General features: G+C 62.6%; 19 protein-coding genes. 10 read left to right on the top strand and 9 right to left on the bottom strand.

Annotated elements, in window-relative coordinates; translation table 11 throughout:
* Positions 1 to 31 precede the first annotated feature (31 nt).
* Positions 32 to 1,021: a L,D-transpeptidase family protein gene (locus BB934_RS01370; protein WP_099508034.1), complete on the top strand. Its 990-nt coding sequence runs from the start codon at positions 32 to 34 to the stop codon at positions 1,019 to 1,021.
* Positions 1,022 to 1,045: 24 nt separating this feature from the next.
* On the opposite strand, the gene BB934_RS01365 is transcribed toward BB934_RS01370, so the two are convergent.
* Both BB934_RS01365 and BB934_RS01360 read right to left on the bottom strand, forming a co-directional pair.
* On the bottom strand, positions 1,046 to 1,318 hold the full coding sequence (locus tag BB934_RS01365) for a hypothetical protein (RefSeq protein ID WP_099508033.1): 273 nt from the start codon (positions 1,316 to 1,318) through the stop codon (positions 1,046 to 1,048).
* 185 nt (positions 1,319 to 1,503) lie between these two features.
* Positions 1,504 to 1,926, bottom strand: coding sequence for a BA14K family protein (locus tag BB934_RS01360; protein WP_099508032.1), 423 nt, complete (start codon positions 1,924 to 1,926; stop codon positions 1,504 to 1,506).
* 411 nt (positions 1,927 to 2,337) lie between these two features.
* Here BB934_RS01360 and BB934_RS01355 point away from each other — a divergent pair, with 411 nt between their 5' ends.
* From BB934_RS01355 to BB934_RS01335, 5 genes are all read left to right on the top strand, one after another.
* Positions 2,338 to 2,844 carry a putative pterin-binding protein gene (locus BB934_RS01355; protein ID WP_099508031.1) on the top strand — a complete coding sequence of 169 codons (507 nt, stop codon included), beginning with the start codon at positions 2,338 to 2,340 and terminating at the stop codon, positions 2,842 to 2,844.
* Positions 2,845 to 2,846: 2 nt separating this feature from the next.
* Positions 2,847 to 4,991 (top strand): sensor histidine kinase, encoded by a 2,145-nt coding sequence (locus tag BB934_RS01350; RefSeq protein WP_099508030.1) that lies wholly within the window; start codon positions 2,847 to 2,849, stop codon positions 4,989 to 4,991.
* Positions 4,992 to 6,047, top strand: coding sequence for a response regulator (locus BB934_RS01345; protein WP_099508029.1), 1,056 nt, complete (start codon positions 4,992 to 4,994; stop codon positions 6,045 to 6,047). It begins immediately after the preceding gene.
* 166 nt (positions 6,048 to 6,213) lie between these two features.
* On the top strand, positions 6,214 to 6,576 hold the full coding sequence (locus BB934_RS01340) for a hypothetical protein (protein ID WP_237050136.1): 363 nt from the start codon (positions 6,214 to 6,216) through the stop codon (positions 6,574 to 6,576).
* Between the two features lie 102 nt (positions 6,577 to 6,678).
* Entirely contained in the window at positions 6,679 to 6,873 is a 195-nt protein-coding gene (locus tag BB934_RS01335) for a hypothetical protein (RefSeq protein ID WP_099508028.1), read from the top strand.
* 88 nt (positions 6,874 to 6,961) lie between these two features.
* Here BB934_RS01335 and BB934_RS01330 read toward each other — a convergent pair whose 3' ends face one another.
* The gene (locus BB934_RS01330) at positions 6,962 to 7,195 is read right to left on the bottom strand and encodes a DUF2842 domain-containing protein (protein WP_237050135.1); all 234 of its coding nucleotides are present in this window, start codon (positions 7,193 to 7,195) and stop codon (positions 6,962 to 6,964) included.
* A gap of 112 nt (positions 7,196 to 7,307) precedes the next feature.
* On the opposite strand from BB934_RS01330, the gene BB934_RS01325 reads away from it, so the two are divergent.
* A complete protein-coding gene (locus BB934_RS01325; protein WP_099508027.1) occupies positions 7,308 to 8,381 on the top strand; it encodes a COX15/CtaA family protein in 1,074 nt (357 codons plus the stop codon).
* A 54-nt stretch (positions 8,382 to 8,435) separates the two neighbouring features.
* On the opposite strand, the gene BB934_RS01320 is transcribed toward BB934_RS01325, so the two are convergent.
* A complete protein-coding gene (locus tag BB934_RS01320) occupies positions 8,436 to 8,843 on the bottom strand; it encodes a DUF1236 domain-containing protein (RefSeq protein WP_099508026.1) in 408 nt (135 codons plus the stop codon).
* Positions 8,844 to 9,185: 342 nt separating this feature from the next.
* Here BB934_RS01320 and BB934_RS01315 point away from each other — a divergent pair, with 342 nt between their 5' ends.
* Together BB934_RS01315 and BB934_RS01310 are read left to right on the top strand one after the other, a co-directional pair.
* A complete protein-coding gene (locus BB934_RS01315; RefSeq protein ID WP_099508025.1) occupies positions 9,186 to 9,860 on the top strand; it encodes a ParA family protein in 675 nt (224 codons plus the stop codon).
* Between the two features lie 185 nt (positions 9,861 to 10,045).
* Entirely contained in the window at positions 10,046 to 11,215 is a 1,170-nt protein-coding gene (locus BB934_RS01310; RefSeq protein ID WP_099508024.1) for an IS481 family transposase, read from the top strand.
* 109 nt (positions 11,216 to 11,324) lie between these two features.
* Here the strand turns inward: BB934_RS01310 and BB934_RS01305 are convergent, their stop codons facing one another.
* Both BB934_RS01305 and BB934_RS01300 read right to left on the bottom strand, forming a co-directional pair.
* The gene (locus BB934_RS01305) at positions 11,325 to 12,608 is read right to left on the bottom strand and encodes an O-acetylhomoserine aminocarboxypropyltransferase (RefSeq protein WP_099508023.1); all 1,284 of its coding nucleotides are present in this window, start codon (positions 12,606 to 12,608) and stop codon (positions 11,325 to 11,327) included.
* A gap of 192 nt (positions 12,609 to 12,800) precedes the next feature.
* Positions 12,801 to 13,325: a CoA-binding protein gene (locus tag BB934_RS01300; RefSeq protein WP_099508022.1), complete on the bottom strand. Its 525-nt coding sequence runs from the start codon at positions 13,323 to 13,325 to the stop codon at positions 12,801 to 12,803.
* A gap of 51 nt (positions 13,326 to 13,376) precedes the next feature.
* Between BB934_RS01300 and BB934_RS01295 the strand changes: the two genes are divergently transcribed.
* On the top strand, positions 13,377 to 13,814 hold the full coding sequence (locus BB934_RS01295; protein ID WP_173909409.1) for a PaaI family thioesterase: 438 nt from the start codon (positions 13,377 to 13,379) through the stop codon (positions 13,812 to 13,814).
* Positions 13,815 to 13,828: 14 nt separating this feature from the next.
* Here the strand turns inward: BB934_RS01295 and BB934_RS01290 are convergent, their stop codons facing one another.
* The 3 genes from BB934_RS01290 to BB934_RS01280 all read right to left on the bottom strand — a co-directional run bounded on the left by BB934_RS01290 (position 13,829) and on the right by BB934_RS01280 (position 17,162).
* Positions 13,829 to 14,455, bottom strand: coding sequence for a glutathione S-transferase family protein (locus tag BB934_RS01290; RefSeq protein ID WP_099508021.1), 627 nt, complete (start codon positions 14,453 to 14,455; stop codon positions 13,829 to 13,831).
* An 85-nt stretch (positions 14,456 to 14,540) separates the two neighbouring features.
* Positions 14,541 to 14,738, bottom strand: coding sequence for a calcium-binding protein (locus BB934_RS01285; RefSeq protein ID WP_099508020.1), 198 nt, complete (start codon positions 14,736 to 14,738; stop codon positions 14,541 to 14,543).
* A 180-nt stretch (positions 14,739 to 14,918) separates the two neighbouring features.
* Positions 14,919 to 17,162, bottom strand: coding sequence for a cadherin repeat domain-containing protein (locus tag BB934_RS01280; protein WP_099508019.1), 2,244 nt, complete (start codon positions 17,160 to 17,162; stop codon positions 14,919 to 14,921).
* Positions 17,163 to 17,530: the final 368 nt, after the last annotated feature.

Here is a 17,530-nt window from a genome sequence, read left to right as displayed (position 1 = left end):
ATCCTGCATGACCTTGCTTCCGGAGACTTCCATGAAAATTGTTGCGTACGCCGTTCTCGGGCTCGTCGGGCTCACGGGCTCCGTTCTTGCCGAAGGCCCGAAATTGGACCTGGACTCCGTGAATGGAGCGACCTGGCCGGCGAAGGGCGGCAAGAGCAAGGAGATCGACCCGGTTCTCGTCAAGGCGCAGGTCCTGCTCGACCGGGCGCGCTTCTCGCCGGGCGTGATCGACGGTCATGACGGCGACAACCTGAAGAACGCAATCAAGGCCTTCGAGAAGGCGCACGATCTCAAACCTGACGGCGCTCTCGACGAGGCGGTCTGGGCGAAGCTCAATGAGATCTCCGCCAACCCGGTGCTGGTCGAATACAAGATCGCGGCCGAGGATGTGAAAGGCCCCTTCTTCGAGATCCCAGACAAGATGGAGGATCAGGCAAAGCTCGATCGGCTCGGCTATTCAGGCCTGGAGGAACTGCTGGCCGAGAAGTTCCACATGGATGTAGACCTGCTCAAGGCGCTCAATTCCGGCAAGCCCCTCGACAAGGCCGGCTCATCCATCCTCGTCGCGAATGTCGCTGGCGAGGCCGATCAAGCTAAGAAAAAGGAAAAGGTGGCCAAGATCGAGATCGTCAAGAGCGAGCACGTCCTGCGTGCGCTGGACAAGGATGGCAAGGTGATCGCGGTGTATCCGGCCTCCATCGGCAGCGATGAGAAGCCCGCTCCCGATGGAAACCACACGGTGCGCGCGGTCGCGGCGAACCCGAGCTACACCTACAACCCGGACTACGCTTTCAAGGGCGTGAAGGCCAAGGAGAAGTTCGAAATCAAGCCTGGACCGAACAACCCGGTCGGCAGCACATGGATCGACCTGTCGGTGGAGACCTTCGGCATCCATGGCACGCCCGCGCCCGAGAAGGTCGGCAAGGCCTATTCGCAGGGCTGCGTGCGGTTGACGAACTGGGATGTGGAAGAATTGTCGAAGATGGTGGAGAAGGGGACGCCGGTTGCCTTCATGGAATGAACGAGCGTCCCCGATCCGAAAGGGTCAGTCGTCGTTGGCGGAGCTCAGCTGATCGGGCCGCATGCCCTCGTCCACTTCGGAATCGTGCGCCCTGACAAGCCATTCCAGTTGGTCCTGCACGAAGTCGGGATCGCTGTGGAAGCGCATGGCGCAGGCTACCAGGAAGATCGCAATTTCCGGCAGTTCCTTCTCGCCCAGATCCGGAAGAACCAGCTCGAGCTCGGTCATGTTGCCGGAGGTCAGGATGGCGGCCTCATCGGGAGGGATGACCGTGCCGATTTCAGAATCTTGAGCCATTGAGCCGATCGAAGCCTTTCGCGTGAGAGAAGTTCATTGGGTTTCAGGAACGGCGGTACGCAACCACCGCACTGCCGTTGTTCTAAGGCGAGACCCGTCGAGGTAAAGGCGGGCGTGGGTCCAGACAGAAGAAAGCCCTGCCGCGGGATTGCGGCAGGGCTTTGGATTTGCGGGAAGCGCAGGGCTTACGGATAGGTGCAGACGTAGCGCATTCCGCTATTGGCCATGAAGGTCCCGGTTCCCGGATCGTATGAACGATACTTGCGGGCGCAATAGGCGGCAACCTGCGGGTTGACGACACCGGGAGGCGGAGGAGCGGCCGGCTGAGCCTGGGCCTGACTCGCGATTGCGCCGCCGATCAGGGCGCCGGCCGCAAGCCCGGCAACGCCGGCCGCGACGGCCGCACCATTGTCACGGCGGTAATAATACCCGTCGCGGTAATAGGGGCGGGGAGCATATCCACGACGGTAATAATATTGCGCGTAGCTTTCATTCGGATAAGCCTTCTCGACCTGTGGCAGATAACGGCCCTGGATCGGGCTCGCGACTGCGGGCAATGCGGACAGAAGCACGGCCGCCCCGACCAGAGTCGTTACGAAGTTACGCATATTGGGCTCCTCGTTTGCGGAATGTCGGGCGTCGCGCCCTTCCTGAAGTGGCATGCATTATAGCGTCGCCCGCCAAGCTTGAAAAGCTTGCGACAGGGCGCCGATAGAGGCGGGCGTTAAATCGTCGGGAAACCTCCCGGGTTCTACCGGAGTATCATTGGCGTCCGACGGGAATTACAGCGGATCGCTTCGAGATAACGAATGTCTTTTTGGATAAGTTCGCTCTCGCGATCTCAGCATTGCTTGAACGAAAGTCTTTTCCGCAGAACCTAGCGGGCGGCTTCACTGGAAAGACGGAAAATATCTCAAGGGAAGTCGATACGTCGTTTCCCTCAGCCGGTACTGGATTTTTTGCATGAAATCGCGGAAGGTGACGACGTTCTATTATAATCTGTCGTGAAATAGGAAATCATGCTGCGCTCTGCCGTTCTTTTGTCCTTCTTCGTTTTTGTCGGATTGGGATCGCTGTCCTACGCAGCCGAGCCTTTGCCGCCGGCAAAGGGGCCGGTGATCCTGACGATTTCGGGAAAGATCGAGCAGACGAACAGCACCGCGGGCGCGCAGTTCGACAAGGAGATGCTCGAAGCTATCGGTCGCGCATCCATCACCACCCGCTCGGAAGTGTCGGACGTTCCGCAGGTCTTCGACGGCGTCCCGCTGCGGGCGGTCCTGGATCGGGTAGGGGCGAAAGGCAAAGCGATGAGAGCCACTGCCTTGAACGATTATGTCAGCATGGTCCCGTTGGAGGACCTGCAGTTCGAGCCCATCATTGCAATGCGAGTCGATAATCGTTTGCTGACGGTTCGCGACAAGGGGCCCCTGTGGATCGTCTATCCGAGAGATGCCCACAAAGTCCTTCAGGACACACGTTACGATGCTCGATGGGTCTGGCAGCTCAGTAAGCTGAACATCGAATAGTCATGAGACTGAACCTGCATAGCTACAAGGCTGCCCTCGTCACGCTGGCCGCAATGGCCAGCCTGATCGTCTGCCTCGGGTTTACGGTCGCGCGGCTGTTCGAGTTGGAACGCGAGTTCCGGATGGACAGGACGTACAGCAATCATTGGTACGTCACACAGGCGCAGTTCGAGGCCGCGATTTTCGCCGAAAGCCTCGCGCGGGCCGCTGCGCACGATACCTTTGCCAACCCGGAGCAGGCTCCGTCCTTTCGCGCCGACATCCTGATCAGCCGTCTGGCGATTCTTCTGGAGGGGCCACAGGGCCTACTGATGCAGCAGCTCGGGTTCGAATCGGATCTCAAGCACGCCTATCTTCAGTTGACGATGGCGGATACCGTCCTCCAGGACAGCATCGATAGCCAGGCCACGATGCAGCTGCGGGAGCAGATACGGGAACTTGCCTACAAGCTCAGGGATGCCGCCAACAGGATCGTCTGGCTGAGCCGCGAAGAGTCCGTCACAAAACGCTCCAGTTATCTGCAGGTCGTTTTCGAGAGCTTCGCCTATCTCTCGGGTATCGTGCTCTGCGCCGCCTTCCTGATGGTGCGGCTTTTCAAGGGCGTTCAGGAGGCAAGCCAGGCCAAGCAGCTGCTCAAGCAGGAGCAGGAGCTGTCCGATCTCGTGATCAGCAACATCAGCAACCAGGGCATCGTCATGTTCGACGGCCAGCTGAGATGCCTGCTCTGGAACCCGGGCATGGAGGACCTTCTCACCATCAAGCCCGATCAGGCGGTTGGCCTGCGGATGCAGGATCTGGACCGGCTTTTCGCGAAGGACGACGTTGTCGGAGCGCTGACCCAGGCGACGGATGGAACGAGTTCGATCCTCGAAGACGAATCGATTTCCTCTGACGGGCATGAGCGCTGCCTGGAAATCAACTGTTTCCCCGTCTTCATGGCGGAACGCAAGCTCGGCATCGCCTTCATCCGCGACGTGACCGAGCAATGGCTTGCCCGCAAGCAGGCGGAGCGACAGAACTTCGACCTGGAGATCAAGGTCCTGCAGAGAACGGCCGCCCTGCGCCAGGCCGAGCGCCGGCTGATCGCCGCCATCAATTCCGCCTCCGAAGGTTTCGCGGCCTTCGATTGGACGGGCAAGCTGCTTTTCGCCAACGACCAGATCTGGGCGGCAGCTCCCGTTTCCCTGTGGTGCCGGGAGGAGATGAGCCTCACCGCGTTCCTGCAGTGCTTTGCCATGTGCGAAGGCGCGGACCGGCGGCTCGTCAACGCTCAATCCCCCTTCGAAGAGCTCGAGTTCGACCTCCTGATGAAGAAGGATACGTGGTCGCGACTCTCCCTGACGAAAGCCGATGGCGCCACGATCTTCGTGCGCCTGACGGACATCACCGGCTACAAGCAGGTAGCGAGGGCTCTCGAATCGGCGCTCGCGCGCGAGCGCGAAACGACGAATGCCTATCGCAGCTTCGTCTCGATGGTATCGCATCAGTTCAGGACGCCGCTGGCGATCCTGGATTCGAGCGCCCAGCGCATCCTTCGCCGCGGCCAGGCCATGACGCAGGACGAGCTCGTCACCCGCATTCAGAAGATCCGCAATGCCGGAACCCGGCTGACGCGGCTCGTGGACAGCGTTTTGAACGCCGCCAAACTGGATGCGGGAACGATCGAGCTCAATCCGGCCTCCTACAATCTCGTCGATCTGGTGATGGATATCTGCGAGCGGCAGAAGGAAGTCAGCGCACAAGCCGATATCCGTTTCGAGGTTCCGGATCTTCCGGTCCGCGTTTACTGCGACGGCATGCTCATCGAACAGGTTGTCGTCAATCTTTTGTCGAATGCCATCAAGTATTCGGGCAATACACCTGTGGTCGAGATCAAGATTTGGATGGACGGCTCGCGGCCTTTCTGCTCTGTACGCGACTGGGGTATCGGAATTCCAGCCGATGAATTGCCGAAGATCTTCGACAGGTTCTATCGCGCACGCACGGCGTCTGGCATCGCCGGAACGGGGATCGGGTTAAACTTCGCCCAAAGGATCATGCATCTGCATGGGGGTGAAATTCAGGTTGAGAGCTACGAGGCTGCCGGCTCCTTGTTCACGTTCGACCTGCCGATCGCCAATGCCGATCAAACGCAACAGGCAGCATGAGTGATTAACTCCCATGACGACAAAAAAACGATTCTTTGCGTCGAAGACGAAGACGATCTGAGGGGCGACATTGCCGAGGAACTGGAGGCTGCGAACTACCGCGTGCTCCAGGCTGCCAATGGCAGCGAGGCACTCAGCCTACTTGAGAAGCACCGTCCCGACCTCGTCCTCTGCGACATCACCATGCCCGGCCTCGGCGGTTACGACGTGCTCAAGGCCTTGCGCGAGCAGGGGACCATGGCAGACGTGCCGTTCATTTTCCTGACGGCCCTGGCCGAGCGGAACGACGTTCTGACCGGCAAGCAGGCCGGCGCCGACGACTATCTCGTCAAGCCGATCGATTACGAGATTCTTCTGGCGACCGTCGCCGCGCGTCTCGATCAGGTGGTCCGCGTCCAGACGAGCGCCGTGCATCGCGCCGAGGAGTCCTGGCAGGAAATTCTCAAGTCCTCGAAGGGACGCACTGTCGATGCCCTTTACAAGGCAACCTTCGCGTTCGACCGGTTCCTGGTCGGCGTGGTGATCGTCGACGAGACCGGGGCAGTCCGCGTCATGAACAAGGAGGCGCAGCGCATCCTGGCCGAAGAGGATGGCTTAAGCGTCGTTCAAGGCATCCTGAAGGGCGCCGCCGTCAAGCAGAACGGCAAGCTCTACTCGGCGGTCGAGAAGGCGTTCGAGGAAGAGGCCCTGGACGAGATCGTCTCGTTCCCGCGCAATTCGGGCGGGCGGCCCTACCTCGTGCTCATTCCGGGCCAGCGCTTTTCCGTGGAGGAACGGCCGGAGGCCGTCGTGCTGCTCGTCATCGATACGGAGCAGCGCGCCAAGGTCTCGGGCGATACTCTGGTCCGGCTCTACAACCTGACGCCCTCAGAGACGCGGGTCGCGCTGATGCTCATCGACGGCAAGCGTCTCGATCAGATCGCCGAGGAGCTTGAGGTCGCCCAGACCACTGTCGTCTTCCACCTGAAGAACCTGTTCCGCAAGACGGATACCAATCGGCAGGCGGATCTGGTGCGGGTGCTGCTGTCGGTGCCGCTGCGCAGCGCCGGCACGTGATTATCGTTAGGTAAACAGGCGTTAAGAACCTGCTCACCATTCCGGCAAAAATGGCCCACGCCCAAGCTTTGCCACAATCCGTTCAGCTTTCAGTGAGGTTTTGAACAGTATATCTCATGACATGAAGAGGAAGGCAGGTTGCCTCCCTCCTGTCGAGGTGACGATCATGAAGATCTTCCGTCTTGTTTCCGGTACCGCCGCGGCTCTCGCCCTGGTCACGGGCCTGGCGGCCGCCCAGCCGGCCGCTGCCCGCGACCGCCTTTCTCCGGGTGCGGCCGTGGCTCTCGGTGCGTTGGGAGGTCTCGCCGTGGGAGCCGCCGTCGGTGCGGCCGTCGCTCAACCTCAGCCGCCCGTGGTCTATCGCGCCCCGCCGCCGCCCCCGCCGCCGGTTTATGTGGAGGAGCGGGCGCCGGTGTATTACGAGCGCCCCGTCCGCGAGGTCTATGTGGAGCGTTGCTCCACCGAGCGCTACCGGGAATGGGTTCCCGGATGGGGCTGGGAGCACCGCAGCCGCCGGGTCTGCCGCTAGTTTCGGAAAGGCCCGCTTCCTGCGGGCCTTTTCTTTCGACAGGTCGGGAAACCTGGATTCCGCGGTTACGTTGACGGCATGACATCTCATGCGAGTCGAACCATGACCAGCACACCCAAAGACCAGCCTGCTTCCGACCAGCCGAAGCTGAATCCCGGTGATCAGGCCGAACCGGGAACGCCCGGAGCCAGTGAGAACATTTGCCCGGAATGCAAGGGCAGCGGCCGCATCGGAGCCGCCCCGTGTCCGATCTGCGGCGGCACGGGCACGATCATCGAAGGGATCGGCGGCGGTTAGAGCATTTTTCGCGAAGTGGCTCCGGTTCGCCGTCAAAAGATGCGGCAAATCAACGAAGAGAGATGATTCCACCCAAGTGCAAACAGATCTACGACTTATCCGGCTTCGCCATCCACCGAACGAGCGGCATGATCGGCACCACCCAGATCAGGCCGAGAACGATATAGGCGACGGTCTGCACCAGCTTGGGCGCCTGCGTGATCCGGCCCTCGGCGATGGCCATCGCGAACAGCGCATAGAAAATGATGAAGGTCAGCATCGCCACTGTCCCGATCAGCTTGCGCGCGCGAATGCCCATGGCGGAAACCCTCGATTGCTTCATAGGACGCTCCGTCGCCGCGGTGCGTCACCGGCATGAATTGCCTCCCAGAGGCACAGCCTCTATGTGACGTCCATATCCCGGGTTCAAGCCCTAATCGACGATGAGAACGAGCATGGCTGTCGCAGCCTCCTCCACCGAGGGCATGCCGCTGGCGCGCGGGCATCGAGCCCGATCCTTGTCCGCTGTCCGCATCTGGATCTACAGCCTTGCCGCCCTGGTCGTGCTGATGGTCGCCGTCGGAGGCGCCACCCGCCTGACCGGCTCCGGCCTCTCGATCACGGAATGGAAGCCCGTGACCGGCGCCATTCCTCCCCTGACCGAGCAGGCCTGGCTCGCCGAGTTCGAGAAGTACCGGCAGATTTCGCAGTACGAGCTGGTCAACAAGGGCATGACCCTGTCCGAGTTCAAGTTCATCTATGGCTGGGAATGGGGCCACCGGCAGCTCGGCCGCCTGATCGGCCTCGTCTTCTTCCTGCCGCTGGTCTGGTTCTGGGCGCGGGGGGCGATCAAGGGCAGGCTGGCTCTGACCCTCCTAGGGATCGGCGCCCTCGGGGGTCTGCAGGGTGCTATCGGCTGGATCATGGTCGCATCAGGGCTCGAGCCAGGCATGACGGCTGTCGCCCCGATCAAGCTCGCCCTGCACCTGACGGTCGCCAGCATCATCCTGGCCTGCCTCGTCTGGGTGGCGGCCGGGCTGAAGGACCGCTCCGAATTCATCGATCGGGAGGTTTCTGCCGGCCATGCTCCGCGCCTCCTCGTCGGGCTGATTCTGTTCCAGATCGCCCTCGGCGGCCTCGTCGCGGGATCGAAGGCCGGCCTGACCTACAACACCTGGCCGCTGATGGATGGCGCTCTCGTCCCGCCGGCTTCGGCTCTCTTCGCCGTCAAGCCGTGGATCGAGAACTTCGTCGACAACGTTGTGCTGGTGCAGTTCAACCATCGTCTCGTGGCCTACGCCATCGTGGCCTTCGCCCTGTGGCATGCCTGGACGATCCGGCGGCAGGCTGCGGCCTCGAAAACCGCGAAGCGGGCAACAGCGATGGCAGGGCTGACGTTGGCGCAGATGGTGCTGGGGATCGCGACGCTGCTGCTCGTCGTGCCGCTCTGGGCGGGATTGGCGCATCAGGTCTTTGCCATGGCGGTGCTTGCGATGGCGGTCGTCCATGCGCGCGTAAGCGCCGTCTGACCAAAAGAAAAGGGCGGCCCCGAGGGCCGCCCCATTCATGACTGCTACAGGCGATTAGCGGATGACCTGGACGACGCGGCGGGTGCCGGGATCGACCAGAACGGGGACGTCGTTGACGACCGTATAGCGATAGTTGCTCACGCCGTACTCGGCGGGAACCTGGTAATACTGCACGCCGGAGGCCGGAAGCGTCGCGCCGACGCGAACCTCTTCCTGATAGCGGTAGGACGGCACGCCCTGGGTCACCACATACTGACGGAATTGCGGCTGCTGCTGATCGGCCAGGCCGCCCACGATAGCGCCCGTCACGCCGCCTACGGCAGCACCGATCGGGCCGCCCACGATGGCGCCGCCGACAGCACCGGTTGCAGCGCCGGCCGCTGCACCACCCGACTGGGCGAAGGCGCCGACCGGGGCGAGGGCGACAAGAACAGCGCCTGCAAACAAGATCTTCTTGGACATGTGTCAGCTCCTAGATTGTGAAGTCTGGGGCTTAACGGCCAAGCAGAACAGTGGTTCCGAGTCTAAAAAACGTTTCAAATCGGGAACTAAACCCCTGTATCGCCAAGCTTGAATAGCTTGAAATGCGCTTGGAATCACAAAGCCTGCATTTCCCATCGGAAGCTCGATCAGCCGGCGCATCGTTCGAAAAAGAGCGGTGAATGCTGCTGAAAACGAAAAATCGCGGTGGGAACAGGGCTTGAATTAGGAAATCAGTACTTGCCCTGCTACAGGTGAACAATATTAAGATGGGATCAACCCTCAAGCGCAGTGCTGCAGGAACAGGCTGATAAGGAGTCAGGCATGAATGTGCTGGTCTTTGCTTCGCGGAAGGGCGGCTCGGGAAAGAGCACGCTCGCTGCTCATCTCGCAAGTTATATTGCCAACCCTTCGCGTCGGACATTGCTGATCGACAACGATCCGCAGGGCTCCCTGTCGCTCTGGCACAAGATCCGCAGCCAGGAATATCTTGGCCTTAGGCACAACGTCCGCAACATCGCCGATGCGATCCGGGACGCGAAGCGCGAAGGCTACGAGTGGGTGCTGGTCGACACGCCTCCGAACAAGTCGTCGATCGTAGCGGAGGCGATCAAGCAGGCAACGCTCGTGATCATTCCCACCCGCGCGAGCCTGTTCGACATTGCGGCCTTGCAGGACACGGTCGCAATCGCGCGTGAGATGCGCAAGCCTTACGCTGCCGTGATCAATGCCGCTCCGGCCAAGCATAGCGATGCCGAGGCTCATGTGGTCGCCGATGCCCGCGGCGCGCTCAACGCGCTCCAGGTTCCCGTCTGGGCCGGCCAGATCACGCATCGTCCCGAACTGACGCTCTCCCTCTCGACGGGCGAAGGCGCGCGGGAATACGATGCGAGTTCACAAGGCGCCGACGAGATCGGACGTCTCTGGACCGCCCTCGAGCGCTCGCTCGCCGCGATCCACAACACCTACAAGAAATCCGGCGCATCGCGCGCGGCGTGAGGTTCGGCTTCATCGCGACATAAAGGGCGGCTCTCAGGCCGCCCTTTTTGCTGTCCGATCGTCTTGCGATAACACTTGCCTGTCATCACCGGGCTTATTGTTCAGCCCGGAGACATGGTCGCCGGGTGTTCGGAGACATGGCCGCCACCTCAAACTGTCATGGATGCGTCTAAAGGAGGCGGTCCATGCCGTGGCAAGAGGTGTCGAAGATGGATCGGCGACGGGAATTCGTTGCGCTCGCCCTGGCGGAGGGGGCCAACCGGCGCGCACTGTGCCGGGGCTTCGGCATTCATCCGAAGACGGGCTACAAATGGCTGAGGCGCTGGGCCGCCGGGGAGGCCCTGGAGGAGCGTTCGCGCCGGCCGCGGCGCAGCCCGCGCCGGACGGATGCGGCGGTTGAGACGCGCATCCTGGCGGTGCGGGATGCCCACCCGGCCTGGGGCGCGCGCAAGATCGCGCGCTGCCTCGAGCGGGAGGGCGTGGCTTCGCCCGCGGTGTCGGTGGTGCATGAGATCCTGCGCCGGAGCGGGCGGATCGTGCCGCCCCGCGGCGGCCCGCCGGCCGGCCTGCGCTTCGAGAAGCCGGCGCCGAACCTGCTGTGGCAGATGGACTTCAAGGGCTGGATCCGGCTCGCCGACGGCAGCCGCTGCCATCCGCTGACCGTCATCGACGACCACTCGCGCTATGCCGTGGTGCTGGCGGCCTGTAGCGACGAGACGGGGGCGACGGTGCGTGCGCATCTGGAGCGGGCGTTCGGCCGCTACGGGCTGCCGCAGGCGGTGTTCGTGGACAACGGCACGCCCTGGGGCGCTGCCGCCGGAGCGCCCTGGACACGCTTCGGCGTCTGGCTGCTGAAGCTGGGCGTGGCGGTGCTGCACAGCCGGCCCTACCACCCGCAGAGCCGGGGCAAGAACGAGCGCTTCCATCGTACGCTCAAGGCCGAGGTCTTCGCCCTGCGCGCGTTTCGCGACCGGACGGCGGTGCAGCATGCGCTCGACGCCTGGCGCCAGACCTACAACCTGGAACGGCCGCATGAGGCGCTGGGCCAGGCGGTGCCGGCCAGCCGCTACCGTCCCAGCGCGCGGGCCCTGCCGGCAAAGCTGCCGGCGGTGCAGTATGCGCAAGGCGAGACCGTGCGGCGGGTCCTGTCCGGCAAGGATTACGTCACCTTCCGCGGACGGCTGTGGAAGGTGCCGACGGCGTTCCGCGGCGAGACGGTCGCGATCCGGCCCCTCGCTGCAGACGGCCGGTTCGGCGTCTTCTTCGCCACCCAGCAGATCGCCAGCATCGACTTGACCGACCGCAAAAGTGGCGCTCATCTCTCCGAACAGGTGACGGCTATCTCTCCAGACTGAACAACAAGGCCGGTGATCCCGATCCGAAGTGCACCGAGCCTCATAAATGCGAGATGGCCGGGACAAGCCCGGCCATGACGTGGTGAACCTTTGAAATGGCAGACGCGAGTTACGCCGCGTCGAGAGCCTGATTGAGATCGTCGATCAGGTCGTCCTTGTCCTCCAGGCCGATGGACAGGCGCACCACTTCCGGGCCGGCGCCGGCCTGGGTCTTCTGCTCGTCGGTGAGCTGGCGGTGCGTGGTGGAGGCAGGGTGGATCACCAGGGAGCGGGTGTCGCCGATATTGGCCAGGTGCGAGAACAGCTTGAGGTTCGACACCAGCTTCACGCCGGCCTCGTAGCCGCCCTTGAGGCCGAAGGTGAACACCGCGCCTGCGCCCTTGGGGCAGTATTGCTTGGCGAGGTTGTGGTAGAGGTCGTCGCGCAGGCCGGGATAGCTGACCCAGGACACCTTGCTGTGGTTCGAGAGATGCTCCGCCACGGCGAGCGTATTGTCCGAGTGGCGCTGCATGCGCAGGGGCAGGGTCTCGATCCCGTTGAGGATGAGGAAGGCGTTGAAGGGCGAGAGCGCCGGTCCGAGATCGCGCAGGCCGAGCACGCGGCAGGCGATGGCGAAGCCGAAATTCCCAAAAGTCTCGCCGAGCACCATGCCGCCGTATTCCGGGCGCGGCTTCGAGAGCATGGGATAGCGGTCGTCTCCCGCGAAGTTAAACGAGCCGCCATCCACGATCACGCCGCCGATGGAATTGCCGTGGCCGCCGAGGAACTTGGTGGCGGAATGGACGATGATGTCGGCGCCGTGCTCGAAGGCCTTGATCAGGTAGGGCGTCGCCATCGTGTTGTCGACGATGAACGGGATGCGGTGCTTCTTGGCGATCGCCGCGATGGCCTGAAGATCGACGATCACGCCGCCGGGATTGGCGATGGATTCGACGAAGATCGCCTTGGTCTTCGGCGTGATGGCGGCCTCGAAGCTCGACGGGTCGTCGGCATTGGCCCAGGCGACGTTCCAGCCGAAATTCTTGTAGGAATGATTGAACTGGTTGATCGAGCCGCCATAAAGCTGCTTGGCGGCGACGAACTCGTCGCCGGGCTGGAGCAGGGTGTGGAACACCAGGAACTCGGCCGCATGGCCAGAGGCCACCGCAAGAGCGGCGGTGCCGCCTTCCAGCGCCGCCACGCGCTCTTCCAGCACGGCGCAGGTCGGGTTGCCGATTCGGGAATAGATGTTGCCGAAGGCCTGCAGGCCGAACAGGGAGGCCGCATGATCCACGTCGTCGAAGACGAAGGACGTGGTCTGGTAGATCGGGGTCGCCCGCGCTCCCGTCGCGGCATCAGGGGCCGCTCCGGCATGGATGGCGAGCGTGTTGAAGCCTGGCAGGCGGTCGGTCATGGCGGGCGTCCTCTCGGAGAAAAAGTGCGTTCTATTTATCGAACGGATCGTTCTTTCGTCAAGGAGGGTGTGCGATTGCTCGCATGTCATCCCCGGCGGCCATAGGCCGGGAAGGGGATCCACGACCAAGCGCAGCGCTATGGATTCCCTTCCCCCTCCGCTACGCTCCGGCCGGGAATGACACTCATCGCATCAAGGCCGGTTGAGGCTGAGTTTCTGAAAACCCTTGCCGGAGAGAACCGGCTTCTTGGAGCTGAGCATCCGCGAGTTCACGCCCTGCCAGGAGATCTCGCCGGAGAGGCGGCCGAACTCGATCTTCGGGCAGCGGTCCATGACGACCCTCAGGCCCTTCGCCTCGGCCATGGCGGCAGCCTCGTCGTTGCGGACGGAGAGCTGCATCCAGAGGACCTTGGGCAGCGGCTCAAGAGCAAGGGCCTCGTCCGTGATAGGACCGGCGGCCTCCGAATTGCGGAAGATCTCGACCATATCGATGGGGAAGGGAACCTCCTTCAGGGAGGCGTAGACCTTCTTGCCCAGCAGCTCGCCTCCGGCGAGGCCGGGATTGATCGGGATCACGTCATAGCCGCGCTCCAGCAGGTACTTGGTGACGATCCAGCTCGGGCGGGCCGGGTTCTGCGAGGCGCCGACCAGCGCGATGGTCTTCACGGTGTTGAGGATGACGCGGATGTATTCGTTCGGATAATTGTCGTGATTCATGTGGGGAACGTATGGGATAGGGCAGGGCAGTTCAATGAGCATCGCATATTCATGGCATCGCACCATCCCATCATGACCCGGGACGAGCTGACGTCCTTCCTCGACCGGGAGTTCCCGCAGATGCATGCGGGCGGCCGCAGCTACTTCGTCGACGAGGTCGGCCCGCTCTCGGCCCGAATGCGGATGGATTATCACGAGCGCCACCTGCGGCCCGGCGGTACGATCTCGGGCCCCGCCATGATGGCCCTGGCGGATCTCGCCCTCTATGCGGCGATTCTCGCCCATGTCGGGCCGGTGGCGCTTGCCGTGACCACGAGCCTCAATTTCAACTTCCTGAGAAAGCCCGAGCCGCGCGCGCTCATTGCCGATTGCCGCCTGCTGAAGCTCGGCAAGCGGCTGGCGGTGGGAGAGGTCTCGATCTTTTCGGAGGGCATTCCGGAGGTGGTCTGTCATGCGACCGGGACCTATTCGATCCCGGATCGCCGCTAGTGCTGCGGCACGGCTCAAGCCTTCGGCGGCACGAGCGCGTCGTCGATCTCGCGCGCCCGGATCGCCGCCGGGCGGTTGCCGATCCGCTTCCAATAAGCCTCGAAGGCGGGGCGCTTTTCCAGGGTGCCGAACATCATGCCCCAGCCGATCTGGGATCCGACATAGACATCCGCCGCCGTGAATCGATCCCCGGCGATGTATTCGGTTTGCGAGACGGCCTGTTCCAGAGCGTTCAGGACATCGTCGATGCTGCCATAGCCGATGGCACGCTGCTTGTCGGTCGGGACCTCGAAGCCGAAGGCCTTGTTGCTCAGCGCGGCCTCCATCGGGCCAGCGGCAAAGAACATCCAGCGATAATAGGTGCCTCGCGAGGAATCTTGAGGCGCCGGTGCGAGGCCAGCCTCGGGAAAGGCATCGGCCAGATAGGCGCAGATGGCGGCGCCCTCGGTGACGACCGTTCCCTTGTGCAGGATCGCGGGCACCTTGCCCATGGGATTGACGGCAAGATAGGCGGGAGCCTTCATCTCTTTACCGAAGCCCAAAACCTCCGTCCGGTAGGCGCAGCCGGTTTCCTCCAGCATCCACCGCACGATGCGGCCGCGCGACATGGGATTGGTGTAGAAGACGAGTTCGTCGGCCATGGGCTTCCTCTCACTGGATGTCGTGAATCGCTGGGACGATACACGATGATCGTGCCGCCCGGCGACTCGGGATCCGGGCCAGCGTTCAGATCACGAAGAAGTCCGTGGCCTTGAGGACGGGCTTGTTGGTGAGCGTGGCAAATTTGACCTGCGCCATCTTTCCGGTGCCGTCGGCATCGTAGAAGAGCGCGCCCGTTTTCTTGTCGTAGACGATGCGGTCGTTCGCATCATGGGCCGCCTTGCCGGCATGGAAGAACCCGGCCTTCATCGCAGCGGGCTTCATCGGGGTTCCGCCCTTGCCGAGCGCCTTGAAGATCGCGTTGTCCAGGTGGATCGAATCGTCCCTCGCATTGAAGTCGATGATCGTATCGATATTGGTCGATCGGTTCGGCGTCGTGTCGAAGACGAAGATGTCCCGTTCCTTGCCGCCGCTGAGTCGGTCGAGGCCGAGGCCGCCCTTGAGCTAGTCGTTGCCCGATGCGCCGGACAGCGTGTCGTTGCCTTCGCCGCCGTCGAAGCGGTCCGCCCCGATGCCGCCGATCATCCGGTCGTCGCGGATTCCGCCGATTCCGACTTCGGGAACGAGATCGGTGACCGTGATGGTGAAACTTTTCTCGAAGGTCAGGCCGCCGATATCCTCGACCCGCACCACGACTTTGTGCGTGCTTGCCTGCTCGTAATCGAGCCCGACGCCATTGGCCACGCCGAGATGCGGAACACCGCTGCGGTAGACGATCCTGAAGAGCCCGCCGGCATTGTCGACGAGAGTATAGGTGAAACGGTCCCCTAAATCCTTGTCGTCGACGGCGAGGGTGCCGACAGACGTGAGATTCGGCGAGAGCTCCTGCACGGTCGATCCCATCAGCGAAAGGCCTTTCGGGGCGGCGTTGGTGTAGGTGCCGGTATCGTCGGTGACGGTCTCGATTCCGGCCTTGAAGAGCGCGCCGCGCTCCGGCCATTGAAAGACGCCGCGGACGAGCGTGACGTGATCGTCGAGGCCGTTCGGACCGCGCACGAGAAGAGCCGTATCGTGATCGTCCAAGGTCAGTTGAGTGCCGGCCGGATCGAAGAGCTCGACGGCTTCCACATTCGTGACGGCGATCCCGGTAAGATCGAAGCTTCGTCCCACGAGCACGAGGGCATCGCTGCCGGCGCCGCCGTCATAGGTCTTGAAAGCCGACAATCGTGCGCGGTCCACCACGAAGCGGTCGTCGCCGGCCGAGCCGCGCAGGATCTCGAAATTGACCAGGGTCGTGGGCGCACGCAGGTCGAGGAGGCCGGCGGAGATCATCTCGATGGTGTCCGTGCCGGCGCGGCCGTCGAGAAGGTCCCCGGCCGACAGGCCGCCCGCTCTGGTCTTCAGGACCTCGTCCGCGCTTGTCCCGATGGCGGAATCCGCGGTGGCGCCGAGGACTTCCGCCGATGCGTAGCGGGTCTGGTAAATAGCATGGTCGATCCCATTTGCTCCGACGGAGGTGACCACCCAGCCGCCGTCATCGAGGGCGGTCGTCGCCTGCCGGAACCGAGCATGCGCGGCCGGAACGGTCGCGCGCCAGTCGAGTGGGGCGCCATCCTGGTTCGTGAATTGCGGATTGCCGGCAGAATCGTATTTCTGCTGGTAGATGGAGTGGACCGTTTCATCCTGACCGCGGGACCCCCAGGTCACCACCCATCCGCCATCGGCCAGCGCCATCACGACGGGATTGTTCTGCGTGTGGTTCGAGTAGACGTTCACCACCCGGTCCTGAGGTTGTCCGCCTCCATCCTTGAACAGCGCCTCGCCATTCTCGTCATAGCGCTGCTGATAGATCGTGCTCCCGCCGACATTCACGAGAACCCAGGTCACCAGCCATCCACCATCCGCCAACGCAGCAACCGAAGGAGCATAAGGGCCGCCGTCAGAGGACCTGCTCACCGGGCGGCCCTGCGGCTGCCCGTTTCCGTCCGTGAATTGCGGCACGCCATTCTTGTCATACCATTGCTGGTTGATGCCGGGTCTTCCATCCTGCTTGGCGCCAGCCCATGTCACGATCCAGCCGCCATCGGCGAGGGTCGTCACCGACGGACGGCTTACTGCGGCATAAGCAAATGGCTCGACCTGCTGGGCCTGCGGCTCTCCTGTTCCATCCTTGAACAGCGGCTCGCCGTCCGCGCCGTAGCGCTGCTGGTAGACGCCGGAACTGCCGTCCTGATTGCGGCCGATCCAGGCCACGATCCAGCCGCCGTCGCCGGCGGGGAGGGCCGTTACGGTCGGGTTGTGATCCGGATCGCCGGCGGTGCCGGCGCTGACGAGCCGGTCCTGTTGCCGACCGCCCTGATCCTTGAACTGAGGTTCGCCAGCCGCATTGAAGCGCTGCTGGTAGATGTCGTGATTAGCCCCCTCCGGTCCTGTGAATGCCGTCCAGGTAACGACCCATCCGCCATCCGCCAGAATCCTGACCGATGGGATGACATGGTCGGCACCGGTTTCAACATTGACCTGACGGACCTGCGGCCGGCCGCTCTGGTCCTTGAACTGGGGCTCGCCGTCGGCGTCGTATTTCTGCTGGAAGACATCGACGCCTGTGCCTGCGACAGGCCTGGCGGTCCAGGTCACGAGCCACCCGCCGCCGGCCAGTTTCGTAACCGACGGTGCATCCGGGCCGGCATTGGTCTGTAGGGCGCTGACGCGCTCTTCGGCGCTTGCTGAGAAGATCGTGAAAGCCATGGCCCATCCCCCGTAGTCAGGCCGCCGAGATTCAATTCTCGTTAGGGTATGTTACTACGTATCTTGCTCGGGCGCCATGCTTCTATGATCGCTCCCGCCCCCAAGGCAGGTCCCGCGACTTTTCCTGTCACGCCTGCAATGAGCGGAACCCGGGCGACTGAACACCCGTTTATATGAGGTATTGAATTACCTCATATACGGTATTAAAATACCACTATTAATTAAGCATCTGTTTTTTAATGGAAATTCCATACTGCTTGTCTGTCTCTCTTATATTGACTTGCGCTGACAAAATCACTAAACACCCCTCACTCGCCGCCGCATCTCGCGGCGGTTTGTCGTTTTTCAGAACCTGAGCCGGAAGGCTC

This window comes from Microvirga ossetica, from assembly GCF_002741015.1.
In the GTDB taxonomy this organism is placed as follows: domain Bacteria; phylum Pseudomonadota; class Alphaproteobacteria; order Rhizobiales; family Beijerinckiaceae; genus Microvirga; species Microvirga ossetica.
This window is presented reverse-complemented; position numbering and strand designations above follow the sequence as displayed.